This window comes from Sphaerisporangium siamense, assembly GCF_014205275.1.
GTDB classification, from domain to species: Bacteria; Actinomycetota; Actinomycetes; order Streptosporangiales; family Streptosporangiaceae; genus Sphaerisporangium; species Sphaerisporangium siamense.
This window is the reverse complement of sequence record NZ_JACHND010000001.1, coordinates 5472234-5486650: the sequence shown is the minus strand read 5'-3', so window position 1 is coordinate 5486650 and position 14417 is coordinate 5472234. Positions and strand designations below refer to the sequence as shown.

16 protein-coding genes are annotated in these 14417 nt (G+C 72.7%); 5 read left to right on the top strand and 11 right to left on the bottom strand.

Annotation, left to right across the window (positions count from 1 at the left end):
- Positions 1–40: 40 nt before the first annotated feature.
- The 4 genes from BJ982_RS25220 to BJ982_RS25205 are packed head-to-tail and all read right to left on the bottom strand — an operon-like array spanning position 41 to position 2923.
- Positions 41–805, bottom strand: coding sequence for an Rv2133c family protein (locus tag BJ982_RS25220; RefSeq protein WP_184884001.1), 765 nt, complete (start codon positions 803–805; stop codon positions 41–43).
- Complete coding sequence (locus BJ982_RS25215; RefSeq protein WP_184883999.1) at positions 802–1368, bottom strand: Rv2134c family protein; 567 nt, start codon at positions 1366–1368, stop codon at positions 802–804. The genes BJ982_RS25220 and BJ982_RS25215 overlap by 4 nt, the downstream gene beginning before the upstream one ends.
- 9 nt (positions 1369–1377) lie before the next feature.
- Complete coding sequence (locus BJ982_RS25210; protein ID WP_184883998.1) at positions 1378–2091, bottom strand: histidine phosphatase family protein; 714 nt, start codon at positions 2089–2091, stop codon at positions 1378–1380.
- A gap of 10 nt (positions 2092–2101) precedes the next feature.
- Positions 2102–2923: an undecaprenyl-diphosphate phosphatase gene (locus tag BJ982_RS25205; RefSeq protein WP_184883996.1), complete on the bottom strand. Its 822-nt coding sequence runs from the start codon at positions 2921–2923 to the stop codon at positions 2102–2104.
- Positions 2924–3086: 163 nt separating this feature from the next.
- Here BJ982_RS25205 and BJ982_RS25200 point away from each other — a divergent pair, with 163 nt between their 5' ends.
- Both BJ982_RS25200 and BJ982_RS25195 read left to right on the top strand, forming a co-directional pair.
- The gene (locus tag BJ982_RS25200) at positions 3087–4034 is read left to right on the top strand and encodes an aldo/keto reductase (protein WP_184883994.1); all 948 of its coding nucleotides are present in this window, start codon (positions 3087–3089) and stop codon (positions 4032–4034) included.
- Between the two features lie 350 nt (positions 4035–4384).
- Complete coding sequence (locus tag BJ982_RS25195) at positions 4385–5467, top strand: hypothetical protein (protein ID WP_184883991.1); 1083 nt, start codon at positions 4385–4387, stop codon at positions 5465–5467.
- A 39-nt stretch (positions 5468–5506) separates the two neighbouring features.
- On the opposite strand, the gene fabI is transcribed toward BJ982_RS25195, so the two are convergent.
- Both fabI and fabG read right to left on the bottom strand, forming a co-directional pair.
- Complete coding sequence (gene fabI, locus BJ982_RS25190; protein ID WP_184883989.1) at positions 5507–6271, bottom strand: enoyl-ACP reductase FabI; 765 nt, start codon at positions 6269–6271, stop codon at positions 5507–5509.
- Between the two features lies 1 nt (position 6272).
- Positions 6273–6977 carry a 3-oxoacyl-ACP reductase FabG gene (fabG, locus tag BJ982_RS25185; RefSeq protein ID WP_184883987.1) on the bottom strand — a complete coding sequence of 235 codons (705 nt, stop codon included), beginning with the start codon at positions 6975–6977 and terminating at the stop codon, positions 6273–6275.
- Between the two features lie 76 nt (positions 6978–7053).
- On the opposite strand from fabG, the gene BJ982_RS25180 reads away from it, so the two are divergent.
- Together BJ982_RS25180 and BJ982_RS25175 are read left to right on the top strand one after the other, a co-directional pair.
- Positions 7054–8553 (top strand): TldD/PmbA family protein, encoded by a 1500-nt coding sequence (locus BJ982_RS25180; protein WP_184883984.1) that lies wholly within the window; start codon positions 7054–7056, stop codon positions 8551–8553.
- The gene (locus BJ982_RS25175) at positions 8550–9917 is read left to right on the top strand and encodes a metallopeptidase TldD-related protein (protein ID WP_184883982.1); all 1368 of its coding nucleotides are present in this window, start codon (positions 8550–8552) and stop codon (positions 9915–9917) included. Before BJ982_RS25180 ends, BJ982_RS25175 begins: the two co-directional genes overlap by 4 nt.
- Before the next feature lie 90 nt (positions 9918–10007).
- Here the strand turns inward: BJ982_RS25175 and BJ982_RS25170 are convergent, their stop codons facing one another.
- Complete coding sequence (locus tag BJ982_RS25170) at positions 10008–10220, bottom strand: dodecin (RefSeq protein ID WP_184883980.1); 213 nt, start codon at positions 10218–10220, stop codon at positions 10008–10010.
- 95 nt (positions 10221–10315) lie between these two features.
- On the opposite strand from BJ982_RS25170, the gene BJ982_RS25165 reads away from it, so the two are divergent.
- Positions 10316–10627, top strand: coding sequence for a DUF3099 domain-containing protein (locus BJ982_RS25165; protein WP_184883979.1), 312 nt, complete (start codon positions 10316–10318; stop codon positions 10625–10627).
- 216 nt (positions 10628–10843) lie between these two features.
- Here the strand turns inward: BJ982_RS25165 and BJ982_RS25160 are convergent, their stop codons facing one another.
- From BJ982_RS25160 to BJ982_RS25145, 4 genes are all read right to left on the bottom strand, one after another.
- Positions 10844–11101, bottom strand: a complete 258-nt coding sequence (locus tag BJ982_RS25160; protein ID WP_184883977.1) for a DUF6457 domain-containing protein — start codon at positions 11099–11101, stop codon at positions 10844–10846.
- Positions 11102–11169: 68 nt separating this feature from the next.
- The gene (gene mobA, locus BJ982_RS25155) at positions 11170–11772 is read right to left on the bottom strand and encodes a molybdenum cofactor guanylyltransferase (protein ID WP_184883976.1); all 603 of its coding nucleotides are present in this window, start codon (positions 11770–11772) and stop codon (positions 11170–11172) included.
- A 71-nt stretch (positions 11773–11843) separates the two neighbouring features.
- Positions 11844–12833, bottom strand: a complete 990-nt coding sequence (gene moaA / locus BJ982_RS25150; protein WP_239123376.1) for a GTP 3',8-cyclase MoaA — start codon at positions 12831–12833, stop codon at positions 11844–11846.
- A 235-nt stretch (positions 12834–13068) separates the two neighbouring features.
- The gene (locus BJ982_RS25145; RefSeq protein ID WP_184883972.1) at positions 13069–14256 is read right to left on the bottom strand and encodes an RtcB family protein; all 1188 of its coding nucleotides are present in this window, start codon (positions 14254–14256) and stop codon (positions 13069–13071) included.
- Between the last annotated feature and the right edge of the window lie 161 nt (positions 14257–14417).

Sequence of the window (14417 nt, the reverse complement as noted above, 5' to 3'; positions counted from 1 at the left end):
GCCCGGAACGGCGCGTGGGTGGTTCGCGGTGGTGGGTGGGTTAGATGGGGGGCCAGGGGATGGCGGGCCAGTCGTCGGAGGGGTAGGGGTGGATGCCGGTGCTGAGGAGGCGGCGGACACGCTCCCAGGTGGCCTCGACCTCGGGGAGGGTGAGCAGCTCGCGCAGCCGTCTGCCGAGCCTGCCGCGCTCGATCTCGCGCTCCAGCCGGGCCAGGACGTTCACCGCCTCGCGGGGAAGGGGCTTGCCCCGCCACTGCCACAGGACGGTGCGGAGCTTGTCCTCCTCGGAGAAGCAGACGCCGTGGTCGACGCCGTAGATGTGCCCGTCGGGCAGCGGCAGCAGGTGGCCGCCCTTGCGGTCGGCGTTGTTGACGACCGCGTCGAAGATGGCCATGCGGCGCAGCGCGGGGTTGCGGCTGCGGATCAGCGCCATCAGGTCGGCCTCGGGGTCGGTGTCGATCCAGAGCTGGCACATGCCGGGGCCGAAGGGCCCGTCGCGGTAGACGCTGGGGGGGACGATCTGCCAGCCGGTGGCGGCGGAGACCTCGAAGGCGGCGACCTCGCGGGCGGCGAGGGTGCCGTCGGGGAAGTCCCACAGCGGGCGCTCGCCGCGCACGGGCTTGTACACGCATTCGGCGGCGACGCCGTCCAGGCGGATCGTGCAGTAGAGCGTCATGTTCGTGGCCTCGACCAGGCGGCCGGCGACCTCGATGACCCCCTCGCGCAGCAGGCGCAGCGCGGTGGCGTCGTCGAGCCCGGACGTACCCGGGAGGCTGCTGAGCCGGGGGTCGCTCTCCGCGCTCACGTACGGTCCCCTCGGTGGCCGTTCAGACGGACGCAGATGTGACCTTCGGCGTCGAGCGGCTGCCCGCACAGGGGGCAGGGCGGCCGGCCGGCGGCGACGATCTCGAGGGCCCGCTGGGTGAAGGCGCGGGCGGCGGCGGCGCTGATGTGGACCCGCAGGACCGCGGACGCGGGATGGTCCAGGGCGTCCTCACCCTGCTCCTCCTCCTCGTCGTCGGCGGATGCCTCCTGGGCTTCGATGACGACCTGGGCGGTGTCCGGGTCCCACGCGAGGGCCATGGTGCCCACCCGGAAGTCCTCCTCGATGGGCAGGTCGAGGGGGGCCTTGTCGGCGAGTTCGACCGGCGCCATCGCGGGCACGGGGGCGGTGCCGCCGCTGCGGCGCAGCACCTCGTCGAGCAGCTCGTCGAGCCGATCGGCGAGGACGGCGACCTGGAACTTCTCCAGCCCCACGGTGGTGACGCGCCCCTGACCACGGGCTTGCAGAAAGAAGGCGCGTGCTCCCGGTTGCCCAACGGCACCGGCCACGAACCTCTCTGGCGGATCGTAGTCGAAGACCGGCATAGCCCGACCTTACGTGGTTCCGGCTCCGCCGCCGACAGCGGCGTCGCTCTCGGTGGGATTTTCTCCCCCGTCTTCCTGCTCCGAACCCTCGGGCCGCGGCGGTGGCGGGATGAGGTTCTCCACTCCGCCGCCCACATCATTCACTCGTAGAACGAATGGCCGCAAAGCGGTATAGCGGATCGCCGTGAGGGAGGCGGGGTCGGCGGTGACGCGCTGGAACTGGTCCAGGTGGACGCCCATCGCGTCGGCGACGATCGCCTTGATCACGTCGCCGTGGCTGCACACCAGGTAGACGGCGTCGTCCCCGAGCTTGGCGTTCCAGTGCCGCACGGCGGCGACCGCGCGGCGCTGCACGCCCGCGAGCGACTCCCCGCCGGGGAACACGGCCGCGCTCGGATGCTGCTGGACCACCCGCCACAGGGGTTCCTTCGCCAGCTCCTGCAACGGCCGGCCGGTCCAGTCGCCGTACCCGCACTCGCCGAAACGCTCGTCGCTATCGATCTTGACTCCGTCACGTCCCCGGAGGATCGCGGCGGCGGTCTCCTGGCAGCGCTCCAGCGGGCTGGACACGACGGCGTCCAGCGGCAGGGACGCGAGCCGCGCGGCCAGGGCCTCGGCCTGGGCGCGGCCACGCTCGCTCAGGTGGACCCCCGGCGTCCAGCCGGCGAGCACGGGTCCGGTCATGTCCGTGAGGCCGTGCCGCACCAGAAGCAAAGTGGTCACAAAACCAAGCTTATTGGGCCGTGATCACACCTAGGGACAGGAGCGTCAGCAGGAACGCGCCGATGAAGACGCGATACGTGACGAAGATCATCATGGAGTGGCGGGTGATGTAGCGCAGCAGCCAGGCGATGGAGGCGTACCCGACCGCGAAGGACACCACGGTGGCGATCAGGGTCGGCACCAGGTCCGGGCCGCCGCCCGCGCCGATGTCGCGCATCTCGAACAGCCCCGACAGCACCACGGCCGGGATCGACAGCAGGAACGAGTACCGCGCCGCCGCCTCGCGGGTGAAGCCCAGGAACAGCCCACCGGTGATCGTGGACCCCGAGCGGGACGCGCCGGGCATCAGGGCCAGCGCCTGGAAGCCGCCGATGATCAGCCCGTCCCGCAGGGTGAGTGACTCGATCGCGCTGCGCTGGCGGCCGACCTGCTCGGCCAGCAGGAGCAGCAGGCCGAAGACGATCAGCACGGTGGCGTTGAGCCACAGGTTGCGCGCCGGGCCCTCGATCGCGTCCTTGAACACCACCCCGAGCAGGCCGAGCGGGATCGTCCCAAGGCCGATGTACCAGCCCATTCGCGCGTCCATCTCGCCGCGCAGCTCCGGCGTCCACAGGCTGCGCAGCCACGTCCAGAAGATGCGCGTGATGTCGCGCCAGAAGTAGATGACCACGGCGAGCATGGTGCCGAGCTGGATCACCGCGGTGAAGGCGGCGCCCGGGTCCGACCAGCCGAACAGCCGGGGAACGATGAGCAGGTGCGCGGAGCTCGAGATCGGCAGGAACTCGGTGAGGCCCTGCACGACGCCCAGCACGATCGCTTGCAGTGCGTCCATAGTGCGCGCAAGCCTAGGGCAGCGCGGCGTCCGAGGCGCGCCGCGCGCGGTGAGAACCCGGCGATGAGACGGTGAAGGAATCGCGGCGCGGCGAGGGCTCCGGCCGCGCTTCCTGGGGCTTCGCCGCCGGTCGCGGAACCGGGCGCGGTACCCTGGCCGGATCATGGAGCAGCGATTGGTCGGGCGCAGCGGTCTGAACGTGTCGAGCGTGGGGCTCGGCACGATGACCTGGGCGCGGGACACCGGAGCCGAGGAGGCCGCCGCGCAGCTCGTCGCGTTCGCCGAGGCGGGGGGCACGCTGGTCGACACCGCGGACGTCTACGCGGGCGGCGACGCCGAGCGCCTGCTCGGCCGCCTGCTGCGCACCTCGGTGCCGCGCTCGGACATGGTCGTCGCCACCAAGGCCGTGCTGACCCCGCACGGGCCGCGGTCGCGTGACGCCTCCCGCAAGAACCTCATCGCGGCGCTGGACGCGTCGCTGGACCGTCTCGGCGTGGACGAGGTCGACCTGTGGCAGTTGCACGCCTTCGACCCCGAGGTCCCGCTGGAGGAGACGCTGGCCGCGGTGGACACCGCCGTCTCCTCCGGCCGCACGGTCTACGCCGGGGTGTGCAACTACACGGGATGGCAGGTCGCGGCGGCGGGGGTCTGGCAGCGTTCCGCCGCGACGCGGGCGCCGATCGTCTCGGTGCAGAGCGAGTACTCGCTGCTGGCCAGGGACGCCGAGCGCGAGGTCCTGCCCGCGGCCGAGCACGTGGGCGCGGGCGTGCTGGCCTGGTCACCGCTCGGGCGCGGGGTGCTGACCGGCAAGTACCGCGTGGGCATCCCGGCCGACTCCCGGGCCGCGACCCCGCACTTCGCCGACTTCGTCCAGCCGTATCTGGACGAGCGGTGCCGCCGGGTCGTGGAGTCGGTGACCACCGCGGCGGACGGGCTCGGGGTCTCGCCGCTGGCCGTGGCGCTGGCCTGGGTGCGCGACCAGCCGGGGGTGGCGGCCGCGATCGTGGGGGCGCGCACGCACGCCCAGCTCAAGGGCATCCTGCAGGGGGAGGCGCTCACGCTGCCCGTGGAGATACGCGAGGCCCTGGACGACGTCTCGGCCTCCGACTAGACGTCCCGGCCCCGACCAGACGTCCCGGCCCCGGCAGAGGTCCCGGTCACCGGCAGAGGTCTCATCTGCCACAGAGGTCTCAGCGCCCGCAGGGGTGTCGGTTCCCGCCGAAGGTCTCGGTTCTGGCTGAAGAAGGGTGCCGTGTCGTCCGGCGGCGCCTAGCGTGGTGCGGCGTAGGCCGGCGTCATCGGGCGTCGGCCGGCGCGGTGAACGGGAGCCGGGTTCGCGTATCACTAGTCGGTACCGAATCACCCCTTTTACTGGAATGACCGGCGTGACGTTACACGATTGTCGGGGTGTCGCGGGGCCCGGGCGTGCCCCGCGGACGCGATGACGATGGAGGGCGAACAATGCGCAAGGGCACGGCCGCGGTGTCGGCGGGGGCGCTGACGCTGGCGCTGAGCGGGGTGGCGGCGCTGCTGGCGGCGCCCGCGGCGGCCGCGGCGGCGGCGCGTCCGCCCGCCTGCGACGGCGGCCCTCCGGCCTCCGGCCACGGCGGCGACCCGTGCGGCCCGCCCGGCGCCGAGACCGGCGATACGACCGGTGCGACGAGCGGCGACACGACCGCCGAGGCGGCCGGCGTTACGCCCGGAGGAGCGGCCGGCGGTACGCCTGGAGAAGCGGCCAGCGTTACGCCTGGAGGAGCGGCCGGGCGTACGCCCGGAGAAGGGGCCGGCAACATCGGCGAGGCGGCCGGAGACCCGGACGACGTGGGGGGCGCGGGGGGCGCGGTCGGTCACCTCAGCGGCGCGCTGGACCGGGTGACCCGCCAGCTCGCGGACACGGCCGAGCAGCTGCTGGACGGCCCGCAGAGCCTGGACCGTCCTCCGCCCGCCACCCCCGCCACCCCCGCCCCGGAGCCCTCGCCGAGCCCGTCGGCCGGCTGGGACGCGCCGGCCGGTGACCTGGACGTGCTGGAGCTGCCCGTCGAGACCTCCTGCCCGCCGCTGCTCGCCCCCGCCGAGTGCGCGGCGGAGCCCTCCCCCGCGCCACCGCCCGCCGGCCGGGACCGTTCCACGCCGGTGCCCGCGTCGATACCGCCCGCCCCGGCGGGGCCGGGGGCCGAGCGGCCGCGGCGCCCGGCGTGGGACGCCGCCGTCCCCTCGCGGTCTCCCGGCGCGGGGCCTCGGCGCGGCGTCGTGGTGATGCCGCCGGTCAGGCGTTCCACCGGCCCGGCCGCCGACGTGGAGGAACCGCCGATCATGCCCCTGTGGCCGGGGCAGCCCCTGCCCGTACTGTCGCGCGGCGGACACCCGGTCATGCCCGGCAGGCCGCCACAGGACGGCGCGGGCACGATCCTGACCGCGGTGCTGCTGGCCTCGGCGATCCTGGCCGCGCGCGTCGCGCAGGCGCGCGGGCGCGGCGGCCGGCCGCGCACGATCCCCCTGGAGGGCCTCGGAATGACGGACGCGGGGCACGGCCGCCTGGCCTGAGACCAGGAGCCGTGCCCCGCGCGGGTCCGTGCCGGAGGGTCAGCCGCCGACGGCGTGGACGCCGCCGTCGACGTGGACGATCTCGCCGGTGGTGGCGGGGAACCAGTCCGACAGCAGGGCGACGCACGCCTTGGCGGTGGGCTCGGTGTCGGTCAGGTCCCATCCAAGGGGCGCCTTGGCGGGCCAGCTGTCCTCGAACTCCTTGAAGCCGGGGATGCTCTTGGCGGCCATGGTGCGCAGCGGGCCCGCCGCCACCAGGTTCACCCGGATGCCGTGCTTGGCCAGGTCGCGCGCCAGGTACCGCGAGCAGGACTCCAGGCCGGCCTTCGCCACGCCCATCCAGTCGTAGACCGGCCAGGCCTTGGAGGCGTCGAAGTCGAGGCCGACGACCGAGCCCCCCTCCTTCATCAGGGGCAGGCACGCGACGGCCAGCGACTTGAAGGAGAAGGTGGAGACCTGGACGGCGGTGGCGACGTCCTCCCACGTGGTGTTGAGGAAGTTGCCGCCGAGCGCGGTCTGCGGGGCGAAGGCGATGGAGTGCATGACGCCGTCGAGGCCGTCCAGGTGTTCGCCGACGCGGTCGGCCAGCGTGTCGAGGTGTTCGGCGTTCTGGACGTCCAGCTCGATGACCGGCGGCGGCTCGGGCAGGCGCTTGGCGATGCGCTCGACCAGGCTCATGCGCCCGAAGCCGGTGAGGACGATGCGGGCCCCCTGCTCCTGGGCGAGCCGCGCCACGGAGAAGGCGATCGAGGCGTCGGTGAGCACGCCGGTCACAAGGAGACGTTTGCCGTCGAGGATTCCCATGTCAGTGCCCCATTCCCATGCCGCCGTCCACGGGGATCACGGCCCCGGTGATGTAGGCGGCGTCGTCGCTCGCCAGGAACTTGACCACCCGGGCGACGTCCGCGGGGGTGGCGGCGCGGCCGAGCGGGACGTTCCTGAGGATGGCCTCTTGCTGCGCGGGCTCCAGCGCGGCCGTCATGTCGGTCTCGACGAACCCGGGGGCGACGACGTTGACGGTGATGCCGCGCGAGCCGAGCTCGCGGGCCAGCGACCGGCCGAAGCCGACGAGGCCGGCCTTGGAGGCGGCGTAGTTGGTCTGTCCGGCCGACCCGAGCAGCGCGACCACCGAGGAGAGCAGGATGATGCGGCCGCGCCGCATCCTGAGCATGCCGCGGGTGGCGCGCTTGGCGACGCGGAAGGCGCCGGTCAGGTTGGTGTCGAGGACGCCGGTGAAGTCGTCCTCCTTCATGAGAGGAAGGAGGGTGTCCTTGGTGACGCCGGCGTTGGCGACGACGACCTCGACGGGCCCGTGCTCGGCCTCCGCCTTGGAGAAGGCCGTGTCCACATCCTCCGCGCTGGTGACGTCGCACCGCACGCCGAACAGCCCCTCGGGAGGCTCTCCCGAGCGGTAGGTGACGGCGACGGCGTCACCGGCGGCGGCCAGCTCGCGGGCGATCGAGAGGCCGATGCCGCGGTTGCCGCCGGTTACGAGTACTGATCGAGCCATGGCCATGACGCTATCGCCTACTCGCAGGTAAACGCTTATCCGCGCCGCACAAGATCACAGGGTTAGGATCGTGGACATGCGCCAGATCGATCCCGACTTTCTCGCCCTGCCTCTGCGGCAATTGGCGGACGCGGCCCTGCAGCGTGCCCGCGACCTGGGCGCCGAGCACGCCGACTTCCGGCTGGAGCGGGTGCGTGGCGAAACCCTGAACCTTTTCGACGCCCGGCTAGAGGGCTCCATGGACGCCGACGACCTCGGCTACGCCGTGCGGGTGATCCGCGACGGCACGTGGGGCTTCGCCGCCGGCATCGAGCTGACTCCGGAGGCGGCCGCGGCGGTGGCCGAGCAGGCCGTCGAGGTGGCCAGGGTCGCCGCCGCCGTGAACCGCGAGCCGGTCGAGCTCGCGCCGGAGCCGGTCCACGCCGGCGTCACCTGGGTGTCGTCCTACGAGGTCGACCCCTTCTCCGTGCCGTTGAAGGAGAAGGTGGCGCTGCTGGCCGACTGGTCGGCCGGCCTGCTGAAAGATCCGCGCGTCGACCACGTCGCCGCCTCTCTCATGCAGGTCAAGGAGCAGAAGTTCTACGCCGACACCGCCGGCACCGACACCACGCAGCAGCGGGTCAGGACCCACCCGGTCCTCACCGCGATGCGGGCGGCCGAGGGCCGCTTCGACGACATGCGCACGCTGGCCCCGCCCGCGGGGCGCGGCTACGAGTACCTCACCGGCACCGGGTGGGACTTCCCCTCGGAGGTCGCGCTGCTGCCCGAGCTGCTGGAGGAGAAGCTCAAGGCCCCCTCGGTCGAGGCCGGGCCGTACGACCTGGTCATCCACCCGTCCAACCTGTGGCTGACCATCCACGAGTCCATCGGGCACGCCACCGAGCTCGACCGGGCGCTCGGCTACGAGGCGGCGTACGCGGGGACGAGCTTCGCGACCTTCGACAAGCTCGGCACGCTGCAGTACGGCTCGCCGATCATGAACGTCACCGGCGACCGCACCGCCGAGCACGGGCTGGCCACGATCGGCTACGACGACGAGGGCGTGGCGACGCGGCGCTTCGACATCGTGCGCGACGGGCGGCTGGTGGGCTACCAGCTCGACCGGCGCATGGCGCTGCTGAAGGGCCTCGGGCCCTCCAACGGGTGCGCGTTCGCCGACTCCCCCGGGCACGTGCCCATCCAGCGCATGGCCAACGTCTCGCTGCTGCCCGCGAGCGAGGGCCCCTCGACCGAGGAGCTGATCTCGCGCGTGGAGCGCGGCCTGTTCATCCTGGGCGACAAGAGCTGGTCCATCGACATGCAGCGCTACAACTTCCAGTTCACGGGCCAGCGCTTCTACCTCATCGAGAACGGCCGGGTCACCGGCCAGGTGCGCGACGTCGCCTACCAGGCGACGACCACCGACTTCTGGCGGTCCATGGAGGCGGTCGGCGGCCCGCAGACCTACGTGCTGGGCGGCGCGATGAACTGCGGCAAGGGCCAGCCGGGGCAGGTGGCTCCGGTGAGCCACGGGTGCCCGTCCGCCCTGTTCCGCGGGGTCAAGATTCTCAACACCGTTCAGGAGGGTGGAAAGTGACTCCTCAGGAGACCGTCGAGCGCGCCCTTGCCCTCAGCAAGGCCGACGACTGCGTCGTGATCGTCGACGAGGGGTCCACGGCGAACCTCCGCTACGCCGGCAACACGCTCACCACCAACGGGGTCACCCGGTCCTCACGGCTCACCGTGATCTCGGTGACCGGGCAGGGCGTCGGCGTGGTCTCGCGGTCGGCCGTGCGTCCCGACCAGCTCGCCGACGTGGTGGCCGCGGCGGACCTCGCCTCGCGCGAGGCCCCTCCGGCCGAGGACGCCCGCCCGCTGGTCGGCCCCGCGGTGTCGCCCGACTGGGACGTCCCGGCCGAGCCGACCTCGATCGGGGTGTTCTCGGCGTTCGCCCCGGCCCTCGGCGAGGCGTTCGCCGTGGCCGAGACGGCCAACCGCAAGCTGTACGGCTTCGCCGAGCACGTGCTCACCACGACGTTCCTGGGCTCGTCCTCGGGTCTGCGCCTGCGCCACGACCAGCCGACCGGCCGCCTGGAGCTGAACGCCAAGTCGCCGGACATGACCCGTTCGGCCTGGACCGGCGTGGCGACGCGGGACTTCTCCGACGTCGACGTCGCGGCGCTGGACGCCGGGCTGGCGCGCCGCCTGGACTGGGCCAAGCGCCGCCTCGACCTGCCCCCGGGCCGGTACGAGACGCTGATCCCGCCGTCGTCGGTCGCCGACCTGATGATCTATCTGTACTGGTCGGCGGGCGCGAGGGACGCGGCCGACGGGCGCACCGTGTTCTCCAAGCCGGGCGGCGGCACCCGCGTGGGCGAGTCCCTGTCCGGCTCGCCGGTGCGGCTGTCCAGCGACCCCGCGGCCGCGGGCATCCAGTGCGCCCCGTTCGTGATCGCGCACGCGGGCGGCCGGCAGCGGTCGGTGTTCGACAACGGCCTGCCGCTGTCGTCCACCGACTGGATCCACGACGGCTCGCTGGCGGCGCTGCTGCAGACCCGCCACTCCGCCGAGTTGACGGGCCTGGCCACGACCCCGGCGATCGACAACCTGATCATGACGGGCCCGGACGGCGGGCGGTCGCTGGACGAGATGGTCGCCTCCACCGAGCGCGGCCTGCTGCTGACCTGCTTGTGGTACATCCGCGAGGTGGACCCGCAGACGCTGCTGCTGACCGGGCTCACCCGGGACGGCGTGTACCTCGTCGAGAAGGGCGAGGTGGTCGGCGAGGTCAACAACTTCCGCTTCAACGAGAGCCCGGTCGGCCTGCTGGACAGGATGACCGAGGTCGGACGCGAGGAGCACACGCTGCCGCGCGAGTGGAGCGACTACTTCACCCGGGCGGTCATGCCGGCTGTACGCGTGCCCGACTTCAACATGTCGACGGTCAGCCAGGCCAGCTGAGGCGGGCCGGTCCGCGCGGGCCGGCGCGAGCGTGGTCCCGGCCGCCGGGAGTCTCCCGGCGGCCGGGCCCTGTCGGCGTCACGCGGCGGGTCAGGAGTCCTCCAGGCGGAAGCCGACCTTCATGCCGACCTGGAAGTGGCCGACCTCGCCGTCCTGGATGTGGCCGCGGACCTCGGTGACCTCGAACCAGTCCAGGTGGCGCAAAGTCTCGGCCGCGCGGCGTATCCCGTTGCGTATCGCCTGGTCGACGCTCTCGGGGGACGTGCCGACGATCTCGGTCACGCGGTAGGTACGGTCGGTCATCCTGCATTCTCCTCACGGTCGCCCCTGATCGTATGACGCCCGCGGACCGGCGGCCGCCGGAACACCCCGCCGGTCCTGGGTCTACGGTGGAAGCTGTGAAGGTATGGCATCGACGCCCGGTCGTTCATCAGGTCACCGACGCCCAGCCATCGCTGTCCGCGGACATCGGCCGCCGCGAGAAGCGGTATTTCGTCCAGATGGGGATCCGATTGGTATGCCTTGTCCTGGCGGTCGTGCTGAACGTGCCGTGGCCGGTCAGGGCCCTGTTCGTGGCCGGAGCGATCTTCCTGCCGTACATCGCGGTGATCGGCGCCAACCAGCCGAGCCGCGGCGTGAGCTCGGCCTTTGAGCATGAAGCACCTAACCAAACCGAGATACCACTCCACCGACGCGAGATCGGGTCGTGACAAACTCTTGACGCACCCCATGGGTTGTAGGTGTACGCTTTAGACAAGCGCTCTGGTCCCCCGTCGGAGCGCTCGTGCCGGCGTTCCGGGCCCCCGTCGGAACGCCGATGATGCGACGCCGGGTGGTTTGCCCCCGTAACCACCCGGCGTCGTCCATTTCCCGGGAAAACTCCCGTAATACGGTTTTCGTGATGTCCACAACGTCCCGTGGACGCCCTAATGATCGCCCAAAGTCTCGGCCGTCGCCTGCCCCCAGTTGCGGGCCAGCGTCGAGAGCGTTTCCAGGGCGTCCGGCGCCGCGGTGCCCGCACCCTGGGCCAGCCCGAGCAGGTACGCCGTGAGCGGGGCGGCCGGGCGCGCCACGCCGTGGGCCACGTCTCTGGTCAGGTCCAGAACCGCGTCACGATCGATTCGCTCGGGGTCGATGCCGAGTTCCTTGCAGACCAGCGCCGTCCACTCGGCCAGCACATTCATGGCGTCTCTTTCCTCCGGAGATATTCGTACGGACCGGAAACGGCTTTTCCCGCGCGTCCGCCGGTGATTCACGACGCGCCGGGAGCGAGCCGCCTTCTCGCGTCTTTCACATCGTCGATCGTGTCGCAATCGAACCACGGAACCCGCCCTCCGTCGCCGACCGGCAGGCCGAGCCGCGCCGGTTCCAGCGGGCCGAGCACGCCGCGCAGCGAACGGCCGGTGTAGGCGGCGAGGGCGCGGGCGAGCGTCCCGGTGCGCCAGACGCCGGTCAGCCACTGCTCGCGGCCCTCCTCGTCCACCAGGACGGCGCCCGCGCCGCCGGCGGCGGCCGCGCGCAGCGCCAGGACGTGCCCGGGGAGCAGGAAGGGGAGGTCGGCGGCCAGCAGGGCCGTCCACGGCGCGGACGCCCTCGCCAGCCCCGCGCGGACGGCGGGGACCGGCCCGCCGCCGGGCGGGTCCTCGCGGACGAACTCGGCGCGCGGCGGCAGCCCGGGGCGGGCGGGCCCGGCGACGATCAGGCGCGCGGCGTCCGGCACCGCGGCGGCGACCCGCGCGATCAACGGCAGCCCGCCCACGGTGACGCCCGGCTTGTCCCGTCCGCCGAGCCGGCGCGCCTCTCCCCCGGCGAGCACCACGGCGTCGTAGGGCTCGTTGAGCGCCTCGGAGGGCATGACCGCGTCGTGATCCCTCGCGGGGCGCTCCCGGCCGCCGTACGGGGCGCTGGGGGCCGCGGGAGGCACGGTCAGCCGCCGATGGCCGACATGGGCCGCGCCGGCTGCAGGAAGCCGGGGTCGTCGATGCCGTGCCCGGCGCGCTTGCCGCGGACGGCGGTGGCCCAGCGCTCGGCGAGCTCGTCGTCGGAGGCGCCCGCGCGCATCGCGCCGCGCAGGTCGGACTCCTCGGTGGCGAACAGGCAGGTGCGGATCTGGCCGTCGGCGGTCAGCCGCACCCGGTCGCAGGCCCCGCAGAACGGGCGGGTGACCGAGCCGATGACCCCGACCCTGGCCGGGCCGCCGTCCACGAGGAAGATCTCGGCGGGCGCGCTGCCGCGGGCCTCGGGGTCGTCGGGGGTGAGCGAGAAGGCGCGGCCGAGCCCGGCGAGGATCTCGTCGGCGGTCACCATGCCCTCGCGGCGCCAGCCGTGCTGGGCGTCCAGCGGCATCTGCTCGATGAACCGCAGCTCGTAGCCGTGCTCCAGGCAGTGGCGCAGCAGCGGCACGGCCTCGTGGTCGTTGACGCCGCGCATCAGCACCGCGTTGACCTTCACCGGGCGCAGCCCGGCCTCCGCGGCGGCGGCGAGCCCGGCCAGGACGTCGGCGAGCCGGTCGCGGTGGGCGAGCCGGACGAAGGTGTCCCTGTCGAGGGTGTCGAGGGAGACGTTGACGCGGTCGAGGCCCGCGGCGGCCAGCGGCGCGGCCAGGCGGGCGAGCCCGATGCCGTTGGAGGTGATCGACAGGCGGGGCCGGGGCCGCAGCGGCGCCGTCCGCGCGACGATCTCGGGCAGTTCCCGGCGCAGCAGGGGCTCGCCGCCGGTGAAGCGGACCTCGGTGATGCCGAGGCGCTCCACGCCGACGGCGACGAGCCTGCAGATCTCGTCGGCGGTGAGCAGGTCCGGCTTGGGCAGCCAGTCCAGGCCCTCGGGGGGCATGCAGTAGGAGCAGCGGAGGTTGCACCTGTCGGTGAGCGAGACCCTCAGGTCGGTCGCCACTCGCCCGAACGAGTCAACGAGCACCGGGAAGGCCCTCCTCACGTCGCGTGCGTCCACGACCGCGCGGGACGCGCCCCCGGCAGCCGCACCGCCGATGTGAACGATGTTCCACAGTACATTTCACACTAGACGGTGGACCGCGCCCGCGCCGCGCGCCCCCGAGGTCCGCCCGGAACGGCCGGGCCGGCGTCCGGCGCGCCGAACGGGGAATCGCCCGGAATGCCCGCCGGACGATTCCCGGCGGCGGGCCGGGAGACGCTCAGCCCTTGACGCAGATGATCTGGCGCAGGTGGGCGACCACCTCGACCAGGTCGGACTGGGCCGCCATGACCGACTCGATGTCCTTGTAGGCGCCCGGGATCTCGTCCAGCACCCCGGCGTCCTTGCGGCACTCCACCCCGCCGGTCTGCGCCTGCAGGTCGCCCAGCGTGAAGGTCTTCTTCGCCTTGGCCCTGCTCATCCTGCGGCCCGCGCCGTGGGAGGCGGAGTTGAACGCCTGGGCGTTCCCGAGGCCCCTGACGATGTAGGTGCCGGTCGCCATCGACCCGGGGATGATGCCGAGGTCCCCCTCGCCCGCCCGGATCGCGCCCTTGCGGGTGACCAGCAGGTCCACGCCGTCGTAGGTCTCCTCCGCCACGTAGTTGTGGTGGCAGGAGATGGGACGGTCGAAGGAGATGCCCGCGAAGTGCTTGCGCAGCACGCCGCAGACCAGCGCCATCATGATGGCGCGGTTGCGCCGGGCGTAGTCCTGCGCCCAGAACAGGTCGCGGCGGTAGGCGTCCATCTTGACCGTCCCGCCGACGAAGACGGCCAGGTCACGGTCGGGGAGGTCCTGGTTGTGGGGCAGCTTGCGCGCCTGCTCGATGTGGTGCTCGGCGAGCTCCTTGCCGATGTTGCGCGAGCCGGAGTGCAGGACGACCCACACCGTGCCCTCGTCGTCGGCGCACACCTCAAGGAAGTGGTTGCCGCCGCCGAGCGTGCCCATCTGGACCTCGGCCCTGTCGCGGCGGCCCCGCACCGCGGGGGCCAGCTCGTCGAAGCCCTTCCAGAACCCCGCCCAGTCTCCCGTGGGGAAGCCGTGCAGCGCGGCGGGGTTCACCGGGCGCTTGTGGGCGTGGAACCCGACCGGGATCGCCTGCTCCAGGCGCGAGCGCAGGTAGGGCAGGTTGTCGGGCAGGTCGTGGACGGTGAGCGAGGTGCGGACCGCGCTCATGCCGCAGCCGATGTCCACGCCGACCGCCGCGGGCGACACGGCGTCGCGCATCGCGATGACCGAGCCCACGGTGGCCCCCATGCCGTAATGCACGTCGGGCATCACGGCGACACCATGCGTCCACGGAAGGTTCGCGACGTTACGGAGCTGCTGCATCGCCTGCGGCTCGACCTCGCCGGGGTCCGCCCACATGCGGATGGGCGCCCGCGCGCCGGTCACCTTCTTGTACACCATTCGCGCGTCGCCTCCTTCCGCGTCGGCCGTCTGACAGGATCAATAACGCCAGAAGCCCCACATTCCCCGCAACCAAATTACGCCGGGGCCGGCATATCGGCGGGGTTACCCCGGAGGGTCGGGCGCGAGGACAGAATGGCGTTCAGCGCCGGCCGAGCAGG